Annotated in this window: 24 protein-coding genes; 14 read left to right on the top strand and 10 right to left on the bottom strand. The window is 66.6% G+C overall.

Features of this window, described 5'->3' with window-relative positions:
* Positions 1-31: 31 nt before the first annotated feature.
* The 4 genes from AC5P6E_RS09780 to AC5P6E_RS09765 all read left to right on the top strand — a co-directional run bounded on the left by AC5P6E_RS09780 (position 32) and on the right by AC5P6E_RS09765 (position 4,364).
* A complete protein-coding gene (locus tag AC5P6E_RS09780; RefSeq protein ID WP_019337141.1) occupies positions 32-1,168 on the top strand; it encodes an ABC transporter ATP-binding protein in 1,137 nt (378 codons plus the stop codon).
* Positions 1,165-2,097 carry an ABC transporter permease subunit gene (locus AC5P6E_RS09775; protein WP_019337142.1) on the top strand — a complete coding sequence of 311 codons (933 nt, stop codon included), beginning with the start codon at positions 1,165-1,167 and terminating at the stop codon, positions 2,095-2,097. The genes AC5P6E_RS09780 and AC5P6E_RS09775 overlap by 4 nt, the downstream gene beginning before the upstream one ends.
* Positions 2,094-2,936, top strand: a complete 843-nt coding sequence (locus AC5P6E_RS09770; RefSeq protein ID WP_008267688.1) for an ABC transporter permease subunit — start codon at positions 2,094-2,096, stop codon at positions 2,934-2,936. The genes AC5P6E_RS09775 and AC5P6E_RS09770 overlap by 4 nt, the downstream gene beginning before the upstream one ends.
* 63 nt (positions 2,937-2,999) lie before the next feature.
* Entirely contained in the window at positions 3,000-4,364 is a 1,365-nt protein-coding gene (locus AC5P6E_RS09765; protein ID WP_019337143.1) for an NAD-dependent succinate-semialdehyde dehydrogenase, read from the top strand.
* A gap of 75 nt (positions 4,365-4,439) precedes the next feature.
* On the opposite strand, the gene AC5P6E_RS09760 is transcribed toward AC5P6E_RS09765, so the two are convergent.
* The 7 genes from AC5P6E_RS09760 to AC5P6E_RS09730 all read right to left on the bottom strand — a co-directional run bounded on the left by AC5P6E_RS09760 (position 4,440) and on the right by AC5P6E_RS09730 (position 10,370).
* Complete coding sequence (locus AC5P6E_RS09760; protein ID WP_495230919.1) at positions 4,440-5,462, bottom strand: magnesium and cobalt transport protein CorA; 1,023 nt, start codon at positions 5,460-5,462, stop codon at positions 4,440-4,442.
* A gap of 6 nt (positions 5,463-5,468) precedes the next feature.
* The gene (locus tag AC5P6E_RS09755) at positions 5,469-6,722 is read right to left on the bottom strand and encodes a lipoprotein N-acyltransferase Lnb domain-containing protein (protein WP_019337145.1); all 1,254 of its coding nucleotides are present in this window, start codon (positions 6,720-6,722) and stop codon (positions 5,469-5,471) included.
* Complete coding sequence (locus AC5P6E_RS09750; RefSeq protein WP_005408827.1) at positions 6,719-7,600, bottom strand: CorC family transporter; 882 nt, start codon at positions 7,598-7,600, stop codon at positions 6,719-6,721. Before AC5P6E_RS09750 ends, AC5P6E_RS09755 begins: the two co-directional genes overlap by 4 nt.
* 64 nt (positions 7,601-7,664) lie before the next feature.
* Complete coding sequence (locus tag AC5P6E_RS09745) at positions 7,665-8,252, bottom strand: hypothetical protein (protein ID WP_019337146.1); 588 nt, start codon at positions 8,250-8,252, stop codon at positions 7,665-7,667.
* Positions 8,252-8,860 carry a hypothetical protein gene (locus AC5P6E_RS09740; RefSeq protein WP_029550726.1) on the bottom strand — a complete coding sequence of 203 codons (609 nt, stop codon included), beginning with the start codon at positions 8,858-8,860 and terminating at the stop codon, positions 8,252-8,254. Before AC5P6E_RS09740 ends, AC5P6E_RS09745 begins: the two co-directional genes overlap by 1 nt.
* A 41-nt stretch (positions 8,861-8,901) precedes the next feature.
* Positions 8,902-9,387 (bottom strand): rRNA maturation RNase YbeY, encoded by a 486-nt coding sequence (gene ybeY / locus AC5P6E_RS09735; RefSeq protein ID WP_005408831.1) that lies wholly within the window; start codon positions 9,385-9,387, stop codon positions 8,902-8,904.
* Positions 9,384-10,370, bottom strand: a complete 987-nt coding sequence (locus AC5P6E_RS09730; protein ID WP_019337148.1) for a PhoH family protein — start codon at positions 10,368-10,370, stop codon at positions 9,384-9,386. Before AC5P6E_RS09730 ends, ybeY begins: the two co-directional genes overlap by 4 nt.
* Positions 10,371-10,852: 482 nt before the next feature.
* On the opposite strand from AC5P6E_RS09730, the gene AC5P6E_RS09725 reads away from it, so the two are divergent.
* Genes AC5P6E_RS09725 through AC5P6E_RS09715 form a run of 3 tightly spaced genes read left to right on the top strand, consistent with a single transcriptional unit; the run spans position 10,853 to position 13,862 of the window.
* Positions 10,853-11,809, top strand: a complete 957-nt coding sequence (locus tag AC5P6E_RS09725) for an HlyD family secretion protein (RefSeq protein WP_019337149.1) — start codon at positions 10,853-10,855, stop codon at positions 11,807-11,809.
* 20 nt (positions 11,810-11,829) lie between these two features.
* Positions 11,830-12,753: an ABC transporter ATP-binding protein gene (locus tag AC5P6E_RS09720; RefSeq protein WP_010486131.1), complete on the top strand. Its 924-nt coding sequence runs from the start codon at positions 11,830-11,832 to the stop codon at positions 12,751-12,753.
* Positions 12,750-13,862 (top strand): ABC transporter permease, encoded by a 1,113-nt coding sequence (locus AC5P6E_RS09715; RefSeq protein ID WP_483698694.1) that lies wholly within the window; start codon positions 12,750-12,752, stop codon positions 13,860-13,862. The genes AC5P6E_RS09720 and AC5P6E_RS09715 overlap by 4 nt, the downstream gene beginning before the upstream one ends.
* Before the next feature lie 79 nt (positions 13,863-13,941).
* On the opposite strand, the gene miaB is transcribed toward AC5P6E_RS09715, so the two are convergent.
* Entirely contained in the window at positions 13,942-15,360 is a 1,419-nt protein-coding gene (miaB, locus tag AC5P6E_RS09710; RefSeq protein ID WP_010486129.1) for a tRNA (N6-isopentenyl adenosine(37)-C2)-methylthiotransferase MiaB, read from the bottom strand.
* 188 nt (positions 15,361-15,548) lie between these two features.
* The gene (locus tag AC5P6E_RS09705; protein ID WP_010486127.1) at positions 15,549-16,169 is read right to left on the bottom strand and encodes a glutathione S-transferase family protein; all 621 of its coding nucleotides are present in this window, start codon (positions 16,167-16,169) and stop codon (positions 15,549-15,551) included.
* 80 nt (positions 16,170-16,249) lie between these two features.
* Here AC5P6E_RS09705 and AC5P6E_RS09700 point away from each other — a divergent pair, with 80 nt between their 5' ends.
* The 7 genes from AC5P6E_RS09700 to AC5P6E_RS09670 all read left to right on the top strand — a co-directional run bounded on the left by AC5P6E_RS09700 (position 16,250) and on the right by AC5P6E_RS09670 (position 22,284).
* Complete coding sequence (locus tag AC5P6E_RS09700; RefSeq protein ID WP_019337151.1) at positions 16,250-17,218, top strand: helix-turn-helix transcriptional regulator; 969 nt, start codon at positions 16,250-16,252, stop codon at positions 17,216-17,218.
* Between the two features lie 46 nt (positions 17,219-17,264).
* A complete protein-coding gene (locus AC5P6E_RS09695; protein ID WP_019337152.1) occupies positions 17,265-18,191 on the top strand; it encodes a lytic transglycosylase domain-containing protein in 927 nt (308 codons plus the stop codon).
* A 164-nt stretch (positions 18,192-18,355) separates the two neighbouring features.
* Positions 18,356-18,976 (top strand): ubiquinol-cytochrome c reductase iron-sulfur subunit, encoded by a 621-nt coding sequence (gene petA / locus AC5P6E_RS09690; protein WP_010486121.1) that lies wholly within the window; start codon positions 18,356-18,358, stop codon positions 18,974-18,976.
* Entirely contained in the window at positions 18,976-20,235 is a 1,260-nt protein-coding gene (locus AC5P6E_RS09685; RefSeq protein ID WP_483698698.1) for a cytochrome b, read from the top strand. Before petA ends, AC5P6E_RS09685 begins: the two co-directional genes overlap by 1 nt.
* Positions 20,228-20,977 (top strand): cytochrome c1, encoded by a 750-nt coding sequence (locus AC5P6E_RS09680; protein WP_010486117.1) that lies wholly within the window; start codon positions 20,228-20,230, stop codon positions 20,975-20,977. Before AC5P6E_RS09685 ends, AC5P6E_RS09680 begins: the two co-directional genes overlap by 8 nt.
* Positions 20,978-21,111: 134 nt before the next feature.
* On the top strand, positions 21,112-21,747 hold the full coding sequence (locus AC5P6E_RS09675; protein WP_005408842.1) for a glutathione S-transferase N-terminal domain-containing protein: 636 nt from the start codon (positions 21,112-21,114) through the stop codon (positions 21,745-21,747).
* 84 nt (positions 21,748-21,831) lie between these two features.
* Positions 21,832-22,284, top strand: a complete 453-nt coding sequence (locus AC5P6E_RS09670) for a ClpXP protease specificity-enhancing factor (protein ID WP_005412806.1) — start codon at positions 21,832-21,834, stop codon at positions 22,282-22,284.
* A 104-nt stretch (positions 22,285-22,388) separates the two neighbouring features.
* Here the strand turns inward: AC5P6E_RS09670 and AC5P6E_RS09665 are convergent, their stop codons facing one another.
* Positions 22,389-22,739 carry a DUF3301 domain-containing protein gene (locus AC5P6E_RS09665; RefSeq protein WP_005408844.1) on the bottom strand — a complete coding sequence of 117 codons (351 nt, stop codon included), beginning with the start codon at positions 22,737-22,739 and terminating at the stop codon, positions 22,389-22,391.
* Positions 22,740-22,807: the final 68 nt, after the last annotated feature.

Raw genomic sequence — 22,807 nt, 5'->3', positions numbered from 1 at the left:
CCGCTGTCCACCGCCCGCTCCCGGAGCCCCCATGCCCGTTGAAGCCCAGCCGGTAGCCGCCGTCGTCGACACGACCGGTGCGCCCGGCTATCTCTCCATTCGTGATTTGCGCAAGGAATTCGACGGTTTCGTCGCCGTCGACGACGTCAATCTGGACGTGCGCAAGGGCGAGATCTTTGCCCTGCTCGGTGGCTCCGGCAGTGGCAAATCGACCCTGCTGCGCTGCCTGGGCGGCTTCGAGACGCCCACCAAGGGCAGCATCACCCTCGATGGCCAGCGCCTGGACGCGCTGCCGCCGTACCAGCGGCCGGTCAACATGATGTTCCAGTCCTATGCCCTGTTCCCGCACATGACGGTCGAGCAGAACATCGCCTTCGGCCTGAAGCAGGATGGCCTGGGCAAGGACGCGATCAGCAAGCGCGTCGGCGAGATGCTCGACCTGGTGCAGATGGGCCATCTGGGCAAGCGCAAGCCGCACCAGCTGTCCGGCGGCCAGCAGCAGCGCGTGGCGCTGGCGCGGTCGCTGGCCAAGGGGCCGAAGCTGCTGCTGCTGGACGAGCCGATGGGCGCGCTGGACAAGAAGCTGCGCTCGCAGATGCAGCTGGAACTGGTCAGCATCATCGAATCGTCGGGCGTGACCTGCGTGATGGTCACCCACGACCAGGAAGAAGCGATGACCATGGCCACCCGCATCGCGGTGATGGATGCCGGCTGGATCCAGCAGGTCGGCAAGCCGGACGAGGTCTACGAGCAGCCGGCCAACCGCTTTGTCGCCGAGTTCATCGGTTCGGTCAACCTGTTCGACGGGGTGATCGACGAGGACCTGCCGGAGTATGTGACCGTGCGCTCGCCGCTGTTCCCGGCGCCGATCTACATCGCCCATGGCATCACCGGCTATGAAGGGCAGCCGGTCGCGTTCGCGCTGCGCCCCGAGAAGGTGATGATCGGCAAGGATGAGCCGGAAGGCCACACCAACAAGGCGCAGGGCGTGATCGAGGACATCGCCTACTTCGGCAGCCACTCGGTCTACCACGTGCGCTTGCCCAGCGGCGCCAAGGTGCTGGCCAACTTCGCCAACTCGCAGCGCTGGGCCAGTGATGGCCTCACCTGGGGCGACGAGGTGTGGGTGCACTGGCGCGACAACGACGGCGTGGTGCTGACCTCATGAGCACGGCCGGCCTGAAGCGCTGGCTGCCGGGGCTGCGTGCCACGGTGATCAGCATCCCGTACCTGTGGCTGCTGCTGTTCTTCGCAGTGCCGTTCCTGATCGTGCTGATGATCAGCTTCTCGCTCAGCCGGGTCGGCTCGCCGCCGTACACCTGGCTGCTGCAGTACGCCGACGGCGGCTTCTCGCTGAAGCTGAACCTGGAAAACTACCTGGCGCTGTTCCGCGATTCGATCTATGCGCAGGCCTTCCTGAGCTCGATCAAGATCGCAGCGATCTCGACCTTCCTGACCCTGCTGATCGGCTACCCGATGGCCTATGCCATCGCCCGCCTGTCACCGGCCGCGCGCAACGTGGCGATGATGCTGGTGGTGCTGCCGTCGTGGACCTCGTTCCTGATCCGCGTGTATGCGTGGAAGGCGATCCTGGACCGCAACGGCCTGCTCGACCAGTTCCTGCAGTTCACCGGCCTGCAATCGCTGATGACCAGCCTGGGCCTGCCCAAGCTGCAGCTGATCGATACGCCGACCGCCGCCTACATCGGCATCGTCTACTGCTACCTGCCGTTCATGGTGCTGCCGCTGTACGCCAACCTGGTCAAGCACGACCACCGCCTGCTGGAAGCGGCCTACGACCTCGGTGCCAAGCCGTGGCAGGCGTTCCTGCGCATCACCCTGCCGTTGTCGAAGGCGGGCATCATCGCCGGCTGCATGCTGGTGATGATTCCGGCCATCGGTGAATTCGTGATCCCGGAAATGCTGGGTGGCTCGGAGACGCTGATGGTGGGCCGCCAGCTGTGGAACGAGTTCTTCAACAACCGTAACTGGCCGGGCGCCTCGGCGATGGCGGTGGCGATGATCCTGCTGCTGCTGGTGCCGATCCTGCTGTTCAACCGTTCCCAGCAGCGCCTGCTGGAAGGGAAGCAGGCATGAGCCCGCGTAGCGCAAAGGGCCTGGGGCTGGGCGTGCTGCTGCTCGGCTTCGCCTTCCTGTACCTGCCGATCCTGCTGTTGATGTTCTATTCGTTCAACAGCTCGCGGCTGGCGATGGTCTGGGCCGGGTTCTCCACCCGCGCCTACAGCGACCTGTTCGCCGACCGCGCGCTGATGGATGCGATGTGGACCAGCCTGGTGGTCGCGTTCTGGACCGCCTGCACGGCTACCGTGCTCGGCACGCTGGCGGCGATGGTGATGACCCGCTTCAAGCGCTTCCGTGGCAAGCCACTGTTCGGTGCACTGGTGACCGCACCGCTGGTGATGCCGGATGTGATCCTGGGCTTCTCGCTGATGGCGCTGCTGGCCTCGATGGGTGCGATTCCCGGGTTCCCGGCGCGTGGCCTGACCACGATCTGGATCGCGCACGTCACCTTCACCCTGTGCTTTGTCACCGTGGTGGTGTCCTCGCGCCTGCAGGAAATGGACCTGTCGCTGGAAGAAGCGGCGATGGATCTGGGCGCAAGCCGATTGACCGTGTTCGGCCGCATCACCCTGCCGATCATCGCGCCGGCGCTGGTGGCGGGCTGGCTGCTGGCCTTCACCCTGTCGCTGGATGACGTGGTCGTGGCCAGCTTCGTCGCCACGCCGGGCTCGACCACGCTGCCGATGAAGGTGTTCGCTTCGGTGCGCATGGGCATCAGCCCGAAGATCAACGCACTGGCCACGCTGCTGGTGTCGGCGGTGTCGATCGCCGCGGTGATCGGCTGGTACATCAATGCGCGTGCGGAGAAGCGGCGCCAGCGCGATCTGCAGCTGGCGCGGCAGGACAACGGCTGATCCGGCAACACCCGGCTCACGGCCGGCGGCGCACAATGGGAGTCTTCCAGATGGAGATCCCCCATGACCGTCGAGATCATCAACCCGGCCACCGGCCAGGTGACCTACCGCCATGAACTGATGGGTGCAGCCGACATCGAGCAGCGCCTGCAGGCCGCTGCCGATGCCTTCCCCGGCTGGGCTGATCACTCGCTCCAGGACCGCGGCGCCATCCTCCGCCAGATTGCCGCGCAGCTGCGCGCCCGTCGCGATGACCTGCAGCAGGCGATGACCCACGAGATGGGCAAGCTCAAGGCCGAGGCGCTTGCCGAGGTCGACAAGTGCGCTGCCGCCTGCGAGTACTACGCCGACCACGCGGCAGACTATCTCAAGCCGCAGTTGATCGACACCGAAGCCCAGCGCAGCTACGTGCGCTACGAGCCGATCGGCTGCGTGTTCGCGGTGATGCCGTGGAATTTCCCGATCTGGCAGGTGTTCCGTTTCCTGGCCCCGGCGTTCATGGCTGGCAACGTGGCCCTGCTCAAGCACGCCAGCAACGTGCCGCAGTGCGCCGACCTGATCCTGGCGGTGTGCCGTGACGGCGGCCTGCCCGATGGCGTGTTCGATGTACTGCACATCGACAACGACCAGGCCGCCGAGGTGCTGCGCGACGCGCGGGTGAAGGCGGTGACGCTGACCGGCAGCGAGCGGGCAGGGCGCTCGATCGCTTCCAATGCCGGCAGCCAGCTGAAGAAGTCGGTGATGGAGCTCGGCGGCAGCGATGCCTTCGTGGTGCTCGATGATGCCGACCTCGACAAGACCGTGGCCGCGGCAGTGAAGTCACGCTTCGACAACAGCGGCCAGACCTGCATCGCGGCCAAGCGCTTCATCGTGGTCGATGCGGTGGCCGATGAATTCACCCGTCGCTTCGTGGAAGCGGCGGGCGAGCGCCAGTATGGCGACCCTGACGAGCGCGGCACCACGCTGGCGCCGATGGCGCGCGCCGACCTGCGCGACGAACTGCACAAGCAGGTGCAGGCCAGCGTCGCCAAGGGCGCGCGCGTGCTGATCGGTGGCGAGCCGATTGCCGGCACGCATGCCGGCTATCCGGCCACCGTGCTCGACCAGGTGGGTCCTGGCATGCCGGCATACGATGAGGAACTGTTCGGGCCGGTGGCGGCGGTGATCCGGGTCAAGGATGAAGCTGAGGCGCTGCGCGTTGCCAACGACACCCGTTTCGGCCTGGGCGGCAGCGTGTGGACGCGCGACGCGGTGCGCGGCGAAGGCTTTGCCCAGCGGATGGAATGCGGTGCGGCGTTCGTCAACGCCATCGTCAAGAGCGACGCGCGGTTGCCGTTCGGTGGCAGCAAGCAGTCCGGTTTCGGTCGCGAACTGGCCGACCATGGCATCCATGAGTTCATGAACATCAAGACTGTCTACGTGGCTTGATGGACCATCCAATGCGCCACGACCAACGGTCGTGGCCTACCGGCCTGATGGGTATCGACCGTTGGTCGATACGATCTACAACCACTTCGCGCGCTTGAACAGCCGGTACAAGCCCACGCACACACTGCCCACGCCAACGATCATCAGCGGGTACGACCACGGTTCACTCAGCTCGGGCATGTGGCTGAAGTTCATGCCGTACCAGCTGGTGATCAGCGTCGGCGCTGCCAGCAGCGCCGCCCACGCACCCAGCCGCTTGACCGTCTCGCCCTGCGCCAGCGTCACCAGTGACAGGTTCACGCTCAGTGCGGTGCCCAGCATCTCGCGCAGGGTGTCGATCACATCGCTGATGCGTACCGCGTGGTCGTGCACGTCGCGGATGTACAGCTTCACCTCGTCGGGGATCAGTTCGCCCTGATAGCGACGCAGCTGTGCCAGCACGTCCTGCAGCGGCGCCACCGCCATGCGCATCTTGTTCAGTTCGCGCTTGAGCTCGTACAGCCGCACCACGGTGCTGCGCTTGTAGGTGTCGGCGAAGATGTCCTTTTCGAGCAGGTCCAGGGTGTCGCGGAAGCGGTGCACGATGGGCAGGTAGTTGTCGACCACGAAGTCGGTCACCGCATACAGGCAGTACGACGGGCCCATTTTCAGCAGCTGGGGCTCGCGCTCGACCCGCGCGCGTACCGGGGCGTAGGACAGCGAAGCGCCATGGCGCACCGTCACCAGAAAGCGTGGGCCGAGGAAGGCGTGGGTTTCGCCGTACTGGATGCGCTCGTCGACCATCTGCGCGGTCGTCACCACCACGAACATCGAATTGCCGTAGGTCTCGACCTTGGGCCGCTGGTGCGCATTGCGCGCATCCTCGATGGCCAGGTCGTGCAGGCAGAACTCTTCCTGCAATTTCAACAGCACATCGTCATTGGGGTCGTAGAGGCCGACCCAGACGAAGCCATTGCCACCGGCAATGACATCGCTGATGGCGTCCAGGGTGATGTCGTGGCGCTTGCCCTCGTCATCGTAGTGGACGCAGTTGATGACGCAGGCGGGGTTGGCCGAGGCGGGCGCGGCAGCGGAGGCGGGCAATGACATGCCCGCCATCGTGCGTCAGGGCTGTGTTTTGGACAAGTGAGGAGTACGCCCCAGCACCCATGCCAGCGCGACGTGGACGGGCAGCAGCAGCACGATCCACTGCACGTTGTACTGCGCCTGCAGGCTCAGCCAGTGCAGCACCAGCGCGGCCACCGCCTGTACCGCCAGCAGCCACAGTACGATCCTGAACATGCGGCCCGGCACGCGCCGGCGCAGCAGGCTGATCGCCCCGGGCAGCAGCAGCACCGCCAGCGGCGAAAGCAACAGCAGGTTGCGATTGGCCCACGCGGCGTAGTGGATGCTGAAGCTCCACAGGAACACCAGCACGCCGCCGAACAGGGCACACAGCAGCCAGAACGGCAGCGCCAGCCCGGCCAGCAGGCGCGGACGGCGGCGCAGCGCCAGCACGCCGCCGGCCACGATCAGCCCGAGCAGCAGCCACGGCCACCAGCGGCGCGCGGATTCCTTCGGCTCCGGATCGATACGGTGCGGCAGCAGTTCCTGTTCGGACTGAACCAGCGGACGGCCATCGCTGTTACGTGCCTGGCGCAGCGCATCGGCCAGGCGCATCGGTACGAAGGCTTCCTGCCAGCGCGACAGCGGCTGGTCGGCGAACGGCCCCAGGCCTACATCGAAGCCCAGCCACATCCAGGGTGCCGGCGAGGCCAGGCGCACCGATTCACTGCGGTAGGTGTTGCCGCGCGAGCGCCCCGACAGCTGCGACTGCAGGCCGCCGCCGAGTGCCTTGTCCACCGTGTCGCGCACCATCGTGGCGCAGTTGGCGGTGTAGTAGTCGTAGTGGTAACGCGCGTTTTCCGGCTTGGCCCGTTCGGCCAGATCGGCAGCGAGCGCACGTGCCTGGTCGGGGCGCAGGTCCAGCCACTGCACGCTGGCGCCACGGCCGGTCTCGTCGTAGTAGGACAGATCCTGCTGCAGCGGTAGCGCCACCAGGTAATACATCATGTCGCCGCGTGCGAAGCGGCTGATGAAATCGTCCTCGGACGGGTCGAAGTAGCCGAAGTTGTACGAGGTCGCCTCACCGCTGACTGGATCAAGCACCACGATGGCGTCATGGCCGAAGCGTTCGAAGAACACCGTGCCCGGCTGCATGGTGACCACGCCGATGCGCGGGGCGGGGGCTTCAGTACTGGCGGGCGCCGTAGCGGCAGGCGGGGCCGCCGCCGGCTGCGCGAACGCGGCCAGCGGCAGGGCCATGGCCAGCACGCACAGTGCCAGCCACACCATGAGGATCAGGCCGCGGCGCTTCAAGCGTCGTCCTGCGCGTCCGGCGGCAGCACGGTCACGTGGAAGGCCTGTACCCGGCGCGCGTCGGCGCGGGCCACGCGGAACATGAAACGGTCCAGCGCCAGCTCGTCACCGACTTCCGGCAGATGGCCCACTGCCTCGGTGACCAGGCCACCGATGGTGTCGTAGTCCTCGTCGGAGAACGTCGCGCCGAATCGCTCGTTGAAGTCGCCGATCGGGGTCAGCGCGTCGACCACGTACTGGCCGTCGGACTGGATCGCGATCTGCGCCGAGGGATCCTCGGCCTCGTCATGCTCGTCGTCGATCTCGCCGACGATCTGTTCCAGCACGTCCTCGATGGTGACCAGGCCGGCGACACCGCCGTACTCGTCCACCACGATGGCCATGTGGTTGCGCGACAGGCGGAATTCCTTCAGCAGCACATTGAGCTTCTTCGCCTCCGGGATCAGCACCGCCGGGCGCAGCAGTTCGCGCACGTTGGCCGGGCCGTTGTCGGCAACCACGCCGCGCAGCAGGTCCTTGGCCAGCAGGATGCCAAGGATGTCGTCCTTGTTTTCGCCGTGCACCGGGAAGCGCGAATGGCCGGATTCGACCACCTGCTTCATCAGTTCCAGGAAGGGCGCTTCGACCGGCAGCGAGACCATCTGCGAGCGCGAAATCATCACGTCGCCCACGGTCAGCTCGGCGACCGAAATGGCGCCTTCCATCATCTTCAGGGTATCGGCGGCGATCAGACCCTCTTCCTGCGCGGTGTGCAGGACAGCGACCAGCTCGTCGCGGGTATGGGGTTCGCCGGAGAAGGCGGAGGTCAGGCGTTCAAGCCAGCCGCGCTTCTTTTCACTGTGCTCCGCAGGGGAGCTACTACTGTCGTCTTCTGACATCTCTGGAAAAAAGGCACCCGGCAGGCCGGGCGTTGGCCCAAGTCTAGCAGGATGTGACGGCCTGTCAGTGACTGCCGGTGGCCGGGGCAGGGGCGGCCGGGGCCGGCTCCTCCTCGGGCAGGTCCAGGCTGTAGGTGCAGCCGGCCAGGGTCTTGCCCGGGTGGGAGGCCACGGTGGAGACGCTGAGGATGATCGACTCGATCTGGGCCTCGCCGGTTTTCGGGTCGGTCACGTCGCGGCTGACCAGCTCGCGGCCGGCCATGAACTTGCCGTCCTGGTCGTAGCCGGTCTCCAGCGCCAGGCGCTTGGCCAGCGGGCGTGGGTCGGCCTGGTCGAGCACCGCCATGATGCTGGCGCCGGCCACGGCCACCCGCTCGGTGCTCATGCCGAACACGCTGATCGGTTGGGCCAGGCGGAACTCACTCATGAACTGGTTGCCCTGTGGCAGCGGCTGCAGGCCCTGGGCCACGGCCTTCAGCGGGTCGGCCAGCAACGGCGCCAGCGCGGCCTGATCGGCCACGCCCTGGCGGCATTCTATCAGCGCCGGCAGGTCCAGGCTGGAAGCGAAGGCGGCTGGGACCGCAAGGGCACACAGCAAAGGCAGGCAGCAGCGCAGTGACACGGGCGGTTTCCGCAGGCGAAGGGCCGCCATCATAGCTCCGGTGAGCGCCTGAACAGCCCGGTGAGAAGGCGCAGGAATCCGGTCATCGCCCGCCGCGCGACCATCAGTGAGAGGGTCAGCACGACCGCAAGCATGGCGATCTGCATCGATTGCCCCGCGATGCGCGCCACTGCCGGCCACAGGCCCGGGCTGGTGAGCCAGGGCATCAGTTCCGATGCGGCTGTCCTGGCCACTTTCATGTAGATCACGGCCAGCACGAACAGCACCAGCAACGAGGTGCGGCTGGCATGGAAGAACGGGAGTGCGTTGACCGGCCTGCCAAGCCGCTGCTGCAGCAGCGTTCGCCACAGCACCGGCAGGGTCAGGGCACCGACCAGTATCAGCACCATCGACGTTTCCCACAGACCGGGCAGGTGGGCGGGTTCCGCTCTACCCGTGAGGTGCGGGCCGATCATGCCCGTCGCCAGCCCAGCCAGCAGGCACAAAGGCGAGAGCAGGGCGAGGCTGCGCAGCAGCCAGTGCCTGCCGGCGGGTTCACGAGCGCTGAGGCGACGCACGGTGTACGCGCCCAGCATCAGCAGGCCGGCGAACAGGCCCGCGCTCATCGCAAACGGCGTGAAGCTGTTTCCCGGAGTCATCCTTGATCCCCTTGTAGTCGTGGCGACGGGCGATGGCCCGCTCAGCGCTCGCCCGCGTATGGGTCGTCGATGCCCAGCTCGGCCAGGATCTCCCGTTCCAGCTGCTCCATCGCCTCGGCTTCCTTGTCGTCCTCGTGGTCCCAGCCGAGCAGGTGCAGCACGCCGTGCACGGTCAGGTGCGCGTAGTGGGCATTGAGCGCCTTGCCCTGTTCGTCGGCCTCGCGTGCCACGACCGGTGCACAGATCACCAGGTCACCGAGCAGCGGGAACTTGACGCCCTTGGGCAGGCCTTCGGGTACTTCGGCCGGGAAGCTGAGCACGTTGGTGGCGTAGTCCTTGCCGCGGTAGTGGCGGTTCAACGACTGTCCTTCCTTGGCATCGACCACGCGGATGGCCAGATCGGCCTCGCGGATGCGACCCTTCAACGCGGCGGCCACCCACTTGCGGAAGCTCACTGCCGCCGGCAGGCCGGCACGCGGCAGGGCATAACTGACGGCGACGTCCAGTCGCACGGGACCACGGGTCATGGAGTTGCTCCAGGTTGGATCTGATGCAGGTCGCGGCGGTCGTAGGCGCTGACGATGCGTGCGACCAGCGGGTGGCGGACCACGTCACGGGATTCGAAGAAGGTGAAGCTCACGCCCTCGACCTCACGCAGCACGTCGATGGCGTCGCGCAGGCCGGACTTCACATGCTTGGGCAGGTCGGTCTGGGTCAGGTCACCGGTGACCACCGCAGTGGAGCCGTAACCCAGGCGGGTCAGGAACATCTTCATCTGCTCGATGGTGGTGTTCTGTGCTTCGTCCAGGATCACGAACGCATCGTTGAGCGTGCGGCCGCGCATGTAGGCCAGCGGTGCGATCTCGATGACGTTCTTCTCCAGCAGCTTGACCACCTTCTCCACGCCCATCATCTCGTACAGGGCGTCGTACAGCGGTCGCAGGTAGGGGTCGACCTTCTGGCTCAGGTCGCCGGGCAGGAAGCCCAGCTTCTCGCCGGCCTCCACCGCCGGGCGCACCAGGATCAGGCGCTGCACCCGCGATTCGTTCAGTGCTTCGACCGCGCTGGCCACGGCCAGGAAGGTCTTGCCGGTACCGGCCGGACCGATGCCGAAGTTGATGTCATGCGTGGCGATCTGGTGCAGGTAGCGGCCCTGGTTGGCACCGCGACCGCGCACCGTACCGCGCTTGACCTTGATCGCCACCTCCTGCGCTTCGTAGGAGCGTTCGGCGATCTGCTCGACGTTGGCCTGCGCCAGGCGCAGGTGGATGGCGTGGTTGTCGAAGGTGGTTTCGCCGGCTTCGGCGTACAGCGCTTCAACCAGTTTCTGCGCCTCGACGATGGCTTCGTTCGGCCCGCTGATGCGGAACACGAAGCCACGATTTGCGATCTCCACGCCGAGCTTCAGCTCGATCTGGCGCAGGTGCCCGTCGAAGGGGCCGCACAGGTTGGCCAGTCGCTCGTTGTCTTCCGGCGACAGGGTGAAGTCTCGATGATCGATGCTTTTCATTGCTTGGGGTGGGGCCGACGCCTTCCACCGCAGTGTATTCAGGGAGGACAAGGGTAGCGCGCGTGCGGGGCACACGGCCAGCAGACGGTCGATACAGCGTTTTCCACACCCGGTGTGGACGGGGCACGCGGAAACCTGTGGATAGACCTCTGCGATGCTTGTGCCACAAGGCCCATGAGGTCCTGGTGAAAAAAGCGTCATGGCCGTTCGTCGCTGCGGCAGCACTGCCACGGGTGGCCTGTACGGGGTCATTCATCGTGATGGCAGTGCAGGTTTCGTTGCCGGGCGAGCAACAAAGCCACCTCCCTGCGGATTTCCACAGCGGTTGTGGAATGATGCCGAATCAACCTGTGGATAGGTGGTGCGGAGCCTTGCAGCAAAAGGCTTGCCCACGTGTGGTGAAAAAACCGTCAGGGCTGATCGGAATCATTGAGGGTGCACGGGGCACATGGCACCGTGTCGCCGTCGCAGGAGGGGATGGCATGGGCATCGGCAACGGGATGCGTGGAATCGGATTGGCGGGCATCGGCCTGCTGGCGGGGTGTGGGCAGTCAACGCCGACTGCACTGGGCACGCTGGAATGGGACCGGATCACGGTGCCGGCGCCGGCGGCCGAAGTCATCGCCACGGTGGAGGTGCGCGAGGGACAGCAGGTCAAGGCCGGGGCCGTGCTGATGCGCCTGGACCCGGCGCGGGGAGACGCGCAGTTCGCCGCGGCTCAGGCTGATGCGGCGCGTGCGCAGGCCCAGCTGGAAGAACTGCAGATCGGTCCACGCCAGGAGCAGATCGCGCAGGCCCAGGCGCAACTGGCCGCGTTGCGCGCACAGGCTGCCGAAGCAACTGCCTATTACCGACGTGTCCAGCCGTTGGCACGGCAGCGCCTGATTGCCGCCGCTGAACTGGATCGTGCACGCGCCGCTGCCGGCAATGCCGAGGCCAGCGCGCGTGCTGCCGAGCAGGCCTGGCTGGAGCGGGTGCACGGCAGCCGTGTGCAGGATATCGCCCAGGGCCAGGCGGCCGCGGATGCCGCACAGGCACAGCAGGTGGTGCAGGGCGTCAACCTGCAGAAGCTGCAGCTGCGCGCACCGCGCGACGGCGTGGTCGATGCCTTGCCTTACCGGCAGGGGGACCAGGCGCCGGTCGGCGCGCCGCTGGCGGTGATGCTGGTCGGCGAGCGCCCCTATGCACGCGTCTACCTGCCGCAACCGCTGCGCCTGCAGGTCAAGGTCGGACAGGCCGCGCAGATACAGCTGGAGGGAGGCAGCACGGTGCTGACGGGGCACGTGCGTGCGATCCGCAGTGAGCCGTCGTTCACGCCGTACTACGCACTGACCGGTGATGACGTCGAGCGCCTGAGCTATCTGGCCGAGATCGAAGTGGACGGGAACAGCGACATGCAGAAGCTGCCAGCGGGCCTTCCGGTACAGGTGCGCTTCTGAACACCGGTGCGGACATCGCGGTGCACGCGCAGGGCCTGACCCGCCGCTTCGGCGATCTGCTGGCCGTGGACAATGTCGACCTGACCGTGCCGCGTGGCCAGGTCTATGGCTTCCTGGGGCCGAACGGGTCGGGCAAGTCGACCACCATCCGCATGCTGTGCGGCCTGCTGGAACCGAGTGCCGGGCAGATCGAGGTGCTGGGCCTGGCGGTTCCCGAGCAGGCCGAAGCACTGCGCCGGCGCATCGGCTACATGACCCAGCGCTTCTCGTTGTATGAAGATCTTTCGGTACGCGAGAACCTGGAATTCCTCGCCGCCATCCAGGATCTGCCACGCGCGCAGGCCCGGCAGCGGGTCGACGAACTGCTGCAGCAGTATCGTCTTCTGGACAGGCAGCCGCAGCTGGCCGGCACCCTCAGTGGTGGCCAGAAGCAACGCCTGGCGTTGGCCGGTGCCGTCGTGCACGCTCCGGAGCTGCTGTTCCTGGACGAGCCGACCAGCGCAGTCGATCCGGAATCGCGCCGCGATTTCTGGGAGGCCCTGTTCGAACTGGCCGATGCGGGCACCACCGTGCTGGTCTCGACCCACTACATGGACGAGGCCGAGCGCTGCCACCGCCTGGCGATCCTTGATCGTGGCGCGCTGGTGGCCGACGGCACGCCGGCCGAACTGTGCGCACGGCTGGAAGGGCGCACGCTGCAGGTCACCGCGTCGCAGCCGCGCCTGGCCAGCCGCGCACTGGCCGATCTGCCCGGCGTGCTCAGCGTGGCGCAGATCGGCACCCATCTGCGCGTGCTGTGCAATGAGGGAGCGGCGGACATTGCAGTGCTGGGCCGTGCGCTGGCCAGTGCTGACCCGCAGGCCAGCATCGAGAAGGTGGCACCGAACCTGGAAGACGTGTTCGTGGCCGCCACCCGTGGTCGTGGCCGGGAGCCGGCGGAATGAACCTGCGCCGGCTGTGGGCGATCATGCTCAAGGAACTGCGGCAGCTACGGCGCGACCGCATCACGCTGGCGATGATCGTCGGCATTCCGGTGATGCAGCTGCTGCTGTTCGGCTATGCGATCAATCTCAACCTGCGTCACCTCGACGCCGGTGTCGCCGATCAGGCCAACAGTGCCGCCTCGCGCGCGCTGGTGCAGGACATGGTCGCCACCGGCGTGATCACGCCGCGCAGCGAGGCGTACACGCCCGACCAGCTGATGCAGGCGCTGCGCCGTGGCGAGATCAGTGTCGGCATCGTGGTGCCGGCCGACTTCGAGCGTCGCCGCTTCGACGGTCGCGAAGCAGTGCAGGTGCTGGTCGATGGCAGCGACACCGTGGTGCAGAGCGCAGCGATCCAGCTGGCGCAGGTGCCGCTGGACACGCTTCCGACCAGCAACACGCGTCCCCTGCGCGAAGGCAGCATCGCCAGTGGTCCTATCAGCGTGACCAGCTTCTACAACCCGCAGCGGCGCTCGGCGGTGAACATCGTGCCGGGCCTGATCGGGGTGATCCTGACCATGACCCTGGTGATGTTCACGGCCGTGGCGGTGGTGCGCGAACGCGAGCGCGGCAACATGGAGCTGCTGATCGCCACGCCGGTGTCGCGCAGCGAACTGATGGTGGGCAAGGTGCTGCCTTATGCAGCGATTGGCCTGCTGCAGACCACGCTGGTGCTGATGCTGGGCACCTGGCTGTTCCAGGTGCCGATCCGCGGCAGCCTGCTGGACATCTACCTGGCCGCAGTACTGCTGGTGCTGGCCAACCTCGCACTGGGCCTGCTGATTTCCACGCGCGCGCGCTCGCAGTTCCAGGCGATGCAGATGACGTTGTTCCTGTTCCTGCCGTCGATCCTGCTGTCGGGCTTCATGTTCCCGTTTGCGGGCATGCCGCGGCCGGTGCAATGGCTGGCGGAAGTGCTGCCGCTGACCCACTTCCTGCGGCTGGTGCGCGGCATCATGCTGCGCGGCGCCTCGCTGTGGGAGCTGTGGCACGACGCGCTGGCGCTGCTGGCCTTCATCGTGGTGATGATGACGCTGGCGATCCTGCGCTTCCGCAAGCGATTGGATTAAGGCCTGTCATTCGGTAGTGCCGGCCGCTGGCCGGCATCATTTCCGGTGGGTGCCGACCGTTGGTCGGCACACCCAGACCTTACTCCGCCACCACCCGCGCGCGCAGCGAATTGGTCAGCGCTTCGGTGATCACCACATCCACGAACTGGCCGATCAGCCGTGCCGGCGCCGGGAAGTTCACCGAGCGCATGTTCTCGGTCTTGCCGGTCAGCTCGTTCGGATTCTTGCGCGACGGACCTTCCACCAGCACGGTCTGCACCGTGCCCACCATCTTCTGGGAGATGCTGGCCGCGTGCGCATTGATGCGCTCCTGCAGGCGCGACAGGCGCGCGTGCTTTTCGGCATCGCTGATCGTGTCCTCCAGGTCGGCCGCTGGCGTGCCCGGGCGGCGCGAATAGATGAAGGAGAAGCTGTGGTCGAAGCCGATGTCTTCGATCAGCTTCATGGTCTTCTCGAAATCGGCATCGGTCTCGCCGGGGAAGCCGACGATGAAGTCCGAGCTGATCGAGATGTCCGGGCGCACCGCGCGCAGCTTGCGGATCTTCGACTTGAATTCCAGTGCGGTGTAGCCGCGCTTCATCGCCGACAGCACGCGGTCGCTGCCGGCCTGCACCGGCAGGTGCAGGAAGTTGGCCAGCTGCGGTACGTCGCGGAACGCATCGACCAGCGAATCGCTGAACTCCAGTGGGTGCGAGGTGGTGAAGCGGATGCGGCCAACGCCATCGATCTCGGCGATGGTGCGGATCAGTAGGCCCAGGTCGGCGAACTCACCATCGCCATACGGGCCACGGTAGGCGTTGACGTTCTGGCCGAGCAGGTTGATCTCGCGCACGCCCTGCGCGGCCAGCTGGGCCACTTCCACCACCACGTCCTCGAACGGGCGGCTGACCTCCGTGCCGCGGGTGTAGGGCACCACGCAGAACGAGCAGTACTTCGAGCAGCCTTCCATGATCGACACGAACGCCGAGGCGCCATCGGCACGCGGCTCCGGCAGGCGGTCGAACTTCTCGATCTCGGGGAAGCTGATGTCCACCTGCGGGCGCTTCTGTTCGCGCCGCGCGCGGATCAGTTCCGGCAGGCGGTGCAGGGTCTGCGGTCCGAACACCAGGTCGACGAACGGCGCGCGCTTGATGATCGCTTCGCCTTCCTGCGAGGCGACGCAGCCGCCGACGCCGATGATGACCTCGCGGCCCTTGTTCTTCAGGCCCTTCCACACGCCCAGCTGGCTGAATACCTTCTCCTGCGCCTTCTCGCGGATGGAGCAGGTGTTGACCAGGATGACGTCAGCGTCGTCCGGGGTATCGGTCAGTTCCAGGCCATCGCTGGCGGCAAGCACGTCGGCCATCTTGGCCGAGTCGTACTCGTTCATCTGGCAACCGTGGGTCTTGATGTACAGCTTGCCCTTGACCTGGTCGGGCTTGCGCGGACCAGCGGGCAGGGCAACGAGCGGGGTACCGCCCGGCGTGGCGGGCGGAAAGACGTCTGGCGTCCCGGTCATGGCGCTTAATCCATTCGGGTGGCGGGAAAGCGGGCAATTCTACCCGCATCCCGCGCCAGCCGCCGCGTTCATGCGGCCAAGCCCAAGCCCGGCGTGGTCATCACTGTAGAGCCGAGCCCACGCTCGGCTGCCTTGTGCAAGGCGGAGGAGCAGCCGAGCGTGGGCTCGGCTCTACAAGGGGGCGCTGATTACGCCGCCACCAGCTCCGCATCGATCCGCCGCGACCGGTCGAAGGCGGTCATCGCGCTCATCCGGGCGATGTAGTCGGCTGTTGCCGGCGCCGGCTGTACGAGGCCAAAGGCGGTGGTCCAGGCCAGCGCATTGCCCCACAGCACATCGGCGGCGCTCATCGTCTCGCCGAGCAGGTACGGGCCCTGCGCCAGCTGGGCCTCGACCACCTGCAGCACGGTCTCGGCGTCGTTGTACGGCGACATCAGGCGCGGCGGCGGCTCGCGATGCATCGCCTTGTCGATCATCGCCGGCTCGAAACAGGCGCCATAGAAGGCCATCCAGCGCAGGTAGGGCCCGCGCAGGGCGTCGCCGATCGGCGGGGCCAGCCCGGCTTCCGGATACAGGTCGGCCAGGTACAGATAAATGGCCACCTGTTCGGTTACCAGTGCGCCGTTGTGGACGATGGCCGGCACCTTGCCCATCGGGTTGATGGCCAGGTAGGCCGGGGCCAGGTTGGCGCCGGCCTTCAGGTCCAGCACCTGCATGCGGTAGTCGGCACCCAGCGCTTCGAGCAGGGCCACGGCGCCGCTCGAGCGGGAACGGGCGGCGTGGTACAGGGTGATCCGGCGTGAATTCATGGCATTGCTCCTTGCGGTGGGTGGTGAACTGGAGGCCATCCTGGGGCACTATTGCGGACGACTTCTGTCCTCGATCCTTCATGCGCCATACCGCCCACCGACTGCTGCGCCTGATCGCCCTGTTGCAGGCCCGCCGCCAGTGGTCCGGGGCCGAGCTCGCCGAGCGCATGGGTGTGGACCGGCGCAGCATCCGCCGCGATATCGAGCGCCTGCGCGAGCTGGGCTACCCGGTGCAGGCCTCGGCCGGGGTCGGCGGCGGCTATCAGCTGGGGGCCGGGGCACCGGTACTGCCGATGCTGCTGGACGAGGAGGAGGCAACCACCCTGGCCATCGCCCTGCGCGCGGCCTCGGCCACCGTCGCCGGCATCGACGACACCGCGCGTGGCCTGCTGTCCAAGCTCGACCCGCTGGTGCCGACCCGTCGCCGCCAGCAGGCCAGCGAGGTGCATGCAGCGACGGCCACCCTGTCCGATCTTCCGTCCACCGACGCACGCCTGCTCGGACGGCTGGCCCAGTACTGCCGGCAGGCGTCACGGCTGGCCTTCGAATACCGCAGCGCGCAGGAGGCTGTTACCCAGCGCGAAGTCGAGGCACAGCACCTGGTCAATTACGGCCGGCGCTGGTACCTGTTGGCCTGGGATCTGGGCCGGCAGGACTGGCGCACCCTGCGTGTGGACCGGATGGGCGCGGTGCGCGAATGCACCGAGCCCGGCCTGCATCGGCGCACGCCGGCACCCCCGGACGTGATGGTGCGGCAGGCGGTCAGCCAGGCCCCGTTCGCGCTGCAGGCCATCGTCCGCCTGGCCGGCAGCCGCGCCGAGCTGGAAGGCCGCATTCCTCCCTGGTGCGGGGTGCTGGAGGCGGATGGTGCCGAGCACTGTCTGCTGCGCATGGGGGCCGAGAGCCGGGGCATGATGCTGGCGCAGATCCTCAGCCTGGACCGCGTGCCGGTGGCGCTGTGGACCACGCCGCCGGGCCTGCGCGACGAACTGGCCCAGCGCCTGGCCGGGCTGGGCCAGGTGCTGGCCGTGCCGCCGGTCACAGGCTGAGCCACATCGCTTGGCAAGCTCCGGCGAAGCTGGGACACTCGCCGCCATGAAGGGGATACTGGGGACAACGGCGATCATCATCGCTGCGCTGACCGCTGCGCCGGCCAGCGCTGGCACCCTGTACAAGTGCCAGGGCCCTGACGGCGTCACCAGTTATGTAAGCAAGCGGGTGGCAGGTGCGCGCTGCAGCACCATCAGCTACAGCCGCGACACCCGTCCTGCGCCGCGCCCGGTGGTGGCCGCATCCAGGCCGGCGCCGACCACGGTGGCCAGCATCGAACGCAACCCGGTTGCCGTTGCCGCCAGCGCCGCAGCGCCGGCAACGGTTGCGCCGGCTCCTGCATCCGCGCCCGCAGCTGCTCCGGCACAGCCGGCCGCCTCGCGTGCCGGGCGCATGGTCAGCGGTCAGGTCTATTCCTTCATGAAGGACGGCGTGCGCCACTACACCAGTGCGCGCCCGACCCAGGTCGCCAACCTCGGCCCGGTGCGGACCATCCGCTACAGCTTCATGGAGCGCTGCTACGCGTGCGGGGTCAATCCACGCGTGGACTTCGGCAGCGTGCGCCTGAACACCTCGGCCTTCCAGACCGAGATCACCTCGGCCGCGCGCGAGTTCGGCGTGGAAGAGGCGGTGGTGCGGGCCATCATCCATGCCGAGTCGGCCTACAACCCGACCGCGCTCAGCCGTGCCGGTGCGCAGGGCCTGATGCAGCTGATGCCGCCAACCGCCGCGCGCTTCGGGGTCAGTGACTCCTACGATGCCGGGCAGAACATCCGCGGCGGCGTGCAGTATCTTGCGTGGTTGCTGAAGCGCTTCAATGGCGACCTGACCCTTGCCGCAGCCGGCTACAACGCTGGCGAAGGCGCGGTCGACCGCCATGGCGGCGTACCGCCCTACAGCGAAACCCAGTACTACGTGCGCCGGGTCGGGCAGCTGGCCGAGCGTTACCGCACCGCCCTGAGCCACCAGTAGGTACCGCAGACTGGTGGGTGCCGACTGTTGGTCGGCACTCCTTGCAAAGAGCGTTGTGTGGCGCGCGACGGTTCCGCTACACTCAACCGTGATTCAATGCGGCTCTGGCCCCCACCGGATCCGCTGGCAGCCTTAAAGCTACCTAATCAATATCGGAGTGCCGGATGGCCAACGATGGGGTACACGATCCAGTCAACACCGGACGTCGGCGTTTTCTTTCTGCCACCACAGCCGTGGTGGGCGCCGTCGGCGTCGGATTCACCGCAGTTCCTTTCATCAAATCCTGGAACCCCAGTGCCCGCGCCAAGCTTGCCGGCGCACCGGTGGTGGCCGACATCAGCGCCCTGCAGGAAGGCCAACGCCTGATCGTGGAATGGCGTGGCCAGCCGATCTGGATCGTCAAGCGGTCCAAGGCGATCCTCGATGCGCTGCACGGGCTGGACGGTCGTCTCAAGGACCCCGAGTCCGGCGAGAAGGACCAGCAGCCGGAGTACGTGCTGAAGCAGAACCCCGAGCTGCGCTCGATCAAGCCGGATATTTCCGTGCTGGTCGGCCTGTGCACGCACCTGGGCTGCTCGCCGGAAATGGTGGCCGAGATCCGGCCTGAGCCCTACGACCCGCAGTGGAAGGGCGGCTACTTCTGCCCCTGCCACAAGTCGCGCTTCGACATGTCCGGTCGTGTCTTCAAGGACGTGCCGGCGCCGATCAACCTGAAGGTGCCCGCGCACCATTACCAGGACGACAACACCATCATCATCGGTGTCGATCCGCAGGGGGCTGCCTGATGGCCAATATCCTCAGCCGTACCGCCAGCGGCGTGGCCGACTGGGTCAATGCCCGCGCACCGGGCCTGATGCCGGTGTACCGCAAGCACGTCAGCGAGTACTACGCGCCGAAGAACTTCAACATCTGGTACTACTTCGGTTCGCTGGCGCTGCTGGTGCTGGTCAACCAGATCGTCACCGGCATCTTCCTGACGATGCACTACAAGACCAACGCCGCCGAGGCGTTCGGCTCCATTGAATACATCATGCGTGATGTGGAGTGGGGCTGGCTGATCCGCTACATGCACTCCACCGGGGCCTCGCTGTTCTTCATCGTGGTCTACCTGCACATGTTCCGCGGCCTGCTGTACGGCAGCTACCAGAAGCCGCGCGAACTGGTGTGGATCCTGGGCATGCTGATCTACCTGGTGCTGATGGCCGAAGCCTTCATGGGCTACGTGCTGCCGTGGGGCCAGATGTCGTTCTGGGGCGCCAAGGTGATCATCTCGCTGTTCGGCGCGATACCGGTGATCGGCAACGGCCTGACCGAGTGGATCATGGGCGACTACCTGCCCAGTGACGCCACGCTCAACCGCTTCTTCGCACTGCACGTCATCGCCCTGCCGCTGGTGCTGTTGCTGCTGGTGGTGCTGCACCTGGGCGCGCTGCACGAAGTGGGGTCGAACAACCCCGATGGCGTGGAGATCAAGAAGGGGCCGAAGGGCAACCGCTGGTCGCCGAACGCTCCGGCCGACGGTATTCCGTTCCACCCGTACTACACGCTCAAGGATGGTGTCGGCGCCGGCTTCCTGCTGATCATCGCCGCCTTCATCATCTTCTTCGCGCCTGGTTTCGGCGGCCTGTTCCTGGAGCACGACAACTTCAGCGAGGCCAACCGCCTGGTCACCCCGGAGCACATCAAGCCGGTCTGGTACTACACGCCCTACTACGCGATGTTGCGCGTGGTGCCGAACAAGCTGGGCGGCGTGCTGGTGATGTTCTCGGCCATTGCGATCCTGTTCCTGGTGCCGTGGCTGGACAAGGCCAGGGTGAAGTCGGTGCGCTACCGCGGCTGGATCTCGAAGGTGATGCTGGGCGTGCTGGCGGTGTGCTTCGTCTGGCTGGGCGTGATTGGTTCCGGCCCGGGCACCGACGTGCACGAGACCTACATCGGGCGGGTGCTGACCTTCCTGTACTTCGCGTTCTTCATCACCATGCCGCTATGGACACGGTTGGACAGGACCAAGCCGGTACCGGAGAGGGTGACCACCCATGACTGATCGCTGGATGGTCCGGCTGGCCCTGACGGCCGCCCTGATGCTGGGCAGTTTCCTGGCCTCCGCCGCCGAAGGCGGCACCAAGCTGCTGCAGGCCGGCAACGACCTCGGTGACCGCGCCTCGCTGCAGCGCGGCGCGCAGCTGTACATGAACTACTGCTCCGGCTGCCACGCGCTGAAGTACCTGCGCTATTCGCGGATGGCGCAGGACCTGGGCCTGACCGAAGAGGAGGTGATGAACAACCTCAACTTCACCGGCTCGGCGATCGGCGATCCGATCCCGGTGGCGATGCCCAAGGAGAATGCCGAGAAGTGGTTCGGCAAGATGCCGCCGGACCTCAGCCTGATCTCGCGCGTGCGGGGCAGTGACTGGGTCTACACCTATCTCAAGTCGTTCTACCTGGACAGCAGCCGGCCGCTGGGCTGGAACAACGCGCTGTTCGCCAACGCGTCCATGCCCAACCCGCTGTGGGAAATGCAGGGCCTGCAGCATGCCGTGCATGGCAAGCCCGAAGCGCCGGGCATGGACCCGCCGGTGACCGGCCTGAAGATTGAAACGCCGGGTTCGGTCGATGCCGGGCAGTACGACCAGGCCGTGCGGGACATCACCAACTTCCTCGAATATGCCGGCGAACCGGCCGCGCTCAAGCGCCAGCAGCTGGGCGTGTGGGTGATCCTGTTCCTGGCCCTGCTGACCTTCCTGCTGTATCTGTTGAAGAAGGAATACTGGAAGGACGTTCACTGAATCTGCCGCCGGCCATCGCACGGGCCTATTGGCTTTTGTGATGGTCGGTTGCACACTCGGGGAGGAGTCGATCGCTGGCACGGTGCCGGCGGCGCCGATGCGGCAGGCGGTCTCCTGTCGTGGGAGAGCCTTTGATGGCGGCGAGCGTACGCATGCGCAATACACTGACGCTGTTTTCCTCGAACGACGATGTACTGTGCCACCGTGTACGCCTGGTCCTGGCGGCCAAGGGTGTGACCTTCGACTTCGTTCCGGTCGATCCACAGAATCCGCCTGAAGACCTGATCGACCTCAATCCGTACCACTCGGTGCCGACCCTGGTCGAACGCGAACTGGTGCTTTACGCCGCGTCGGTGGTCAGCGAGTACCTGGACGAGCGCTACCCGCATCCGCCGCTGATGCCGGTCGACCCGCTGTCGCGTGCGCGCATCCGCCTGGCCATGCTGCGCATCGAGCACGACTGGGTGCCGCAGGTGCAGGCCATCCAGCTGGGCAACAAGACCCAGGCCGAGGCCGGCCGCAAGCGCCTGAAGGAGTTGCTGACCGCCTCGCTGCCGCTGTTCAAGGCCAGCAAGTTCTTCCTCAACCCGGAAATGAGCCTGGCCGACTGCGCGATGGCGCCGATCATCTGGCGCCTGCAGTCGCTGGACGTACCGCTGCCGAAGGACGGCAAGGCGATCGAAGACTACGGCAACCGCATCTTCCGCCATCCCGGTTTCGTCCGCAGCCTGACCGACCAGGAAAAGAAGCTGCGCGATCTGCCGGTCTGATCCGGGCATGCGTTACCCGTCTGCACGCCGACCGGCGTGCAGGCGATCCGCCCCGGCAGGGCGCCGGGCGCGTACACTTCACGCATGACCGAAGACTTCTTCCACATGACCAGCCACCGCCCGTACCTGCTGCGGGCGCTGGTGGAATGGATCAACGACAACCAGCTGACCCCGCACATCCTGGTCGACGCCGGCGTTCCCGGCGTGCAGGTCCCGCCTTCGGCGGTCAAGGATGGCCGGGTCGTGCTCAACATCGCCGAACGTGCCGTCGTGCGGCTGATGATCGACAACGAGATGGTGAGCTTCTCGGCGCGCTTCTCCGGCACCAGCTACCCGGTGCAGGTACCGATCAGCGCCGTGCTGGCCGTCTACGCCCGCGAGACCGGGCAGGGCATGGCATTGCCGGATGACATTCCGGGCAACGAAACCGCGCCGACCAGCGACGAGCTGCTGCACGAGGAAGGCACGCCGCCGGACGATACGCCGCCGGCCAGTCCGCCGCCGAAGGGGCGCCCGAACCTGCGCGTGGTCAAGTAATGTTTCCGACGCCGCCCCGATGGGCGGCGTTTTCCTTTGCAGGATTTATCGGCGGGTGCCGGAATTGTGTGGGTGCCGACCGTTGGTCGGCACACCTTCAGGTCCTACACATCCTCGGCATCGTCCACATCTGCGCGGATCTGGCTGATCCGCGCCGCGCCCGGGCCAGTGAATGAGATCAGCTGATCGCCGCGCAGCACCATGCGGCCTACATGGCGATCGATGCCATCGTAGGAATACTCGAACTTGAAGGTGCGCTCGAAGCCGAGTCGGCCATCCTCGCCGCGCGACAGGCGCAGGCCGGTGGCGTGCACCGCCTGGTCCAACCATTGCACATCGGCGGCGCGGCAGGCATTGCGCCCCAGTTCGACCGCGCGCTCGGCGGCCGAACGTGCGGCATTCCAGAAGAAATAGATGATTCCGCCGGCAATCAGCAACAGCAGCAGGGTGGGCATGGCTTCAGCCGTCAGAGGTCGATCCCGCAAAGATGGCGGCGAACGCGCGCTGGATCAAGCGCCTCGCA

Source organism: Stenotrophomonas sp. YJH_SMC_16, assembly GCF_059367875.1.
The sequence above is the reverse complement of the archived record's forward strand: the minus strand, read 5'-3'. Positions and strand labels throughout refer to the sequence as shown.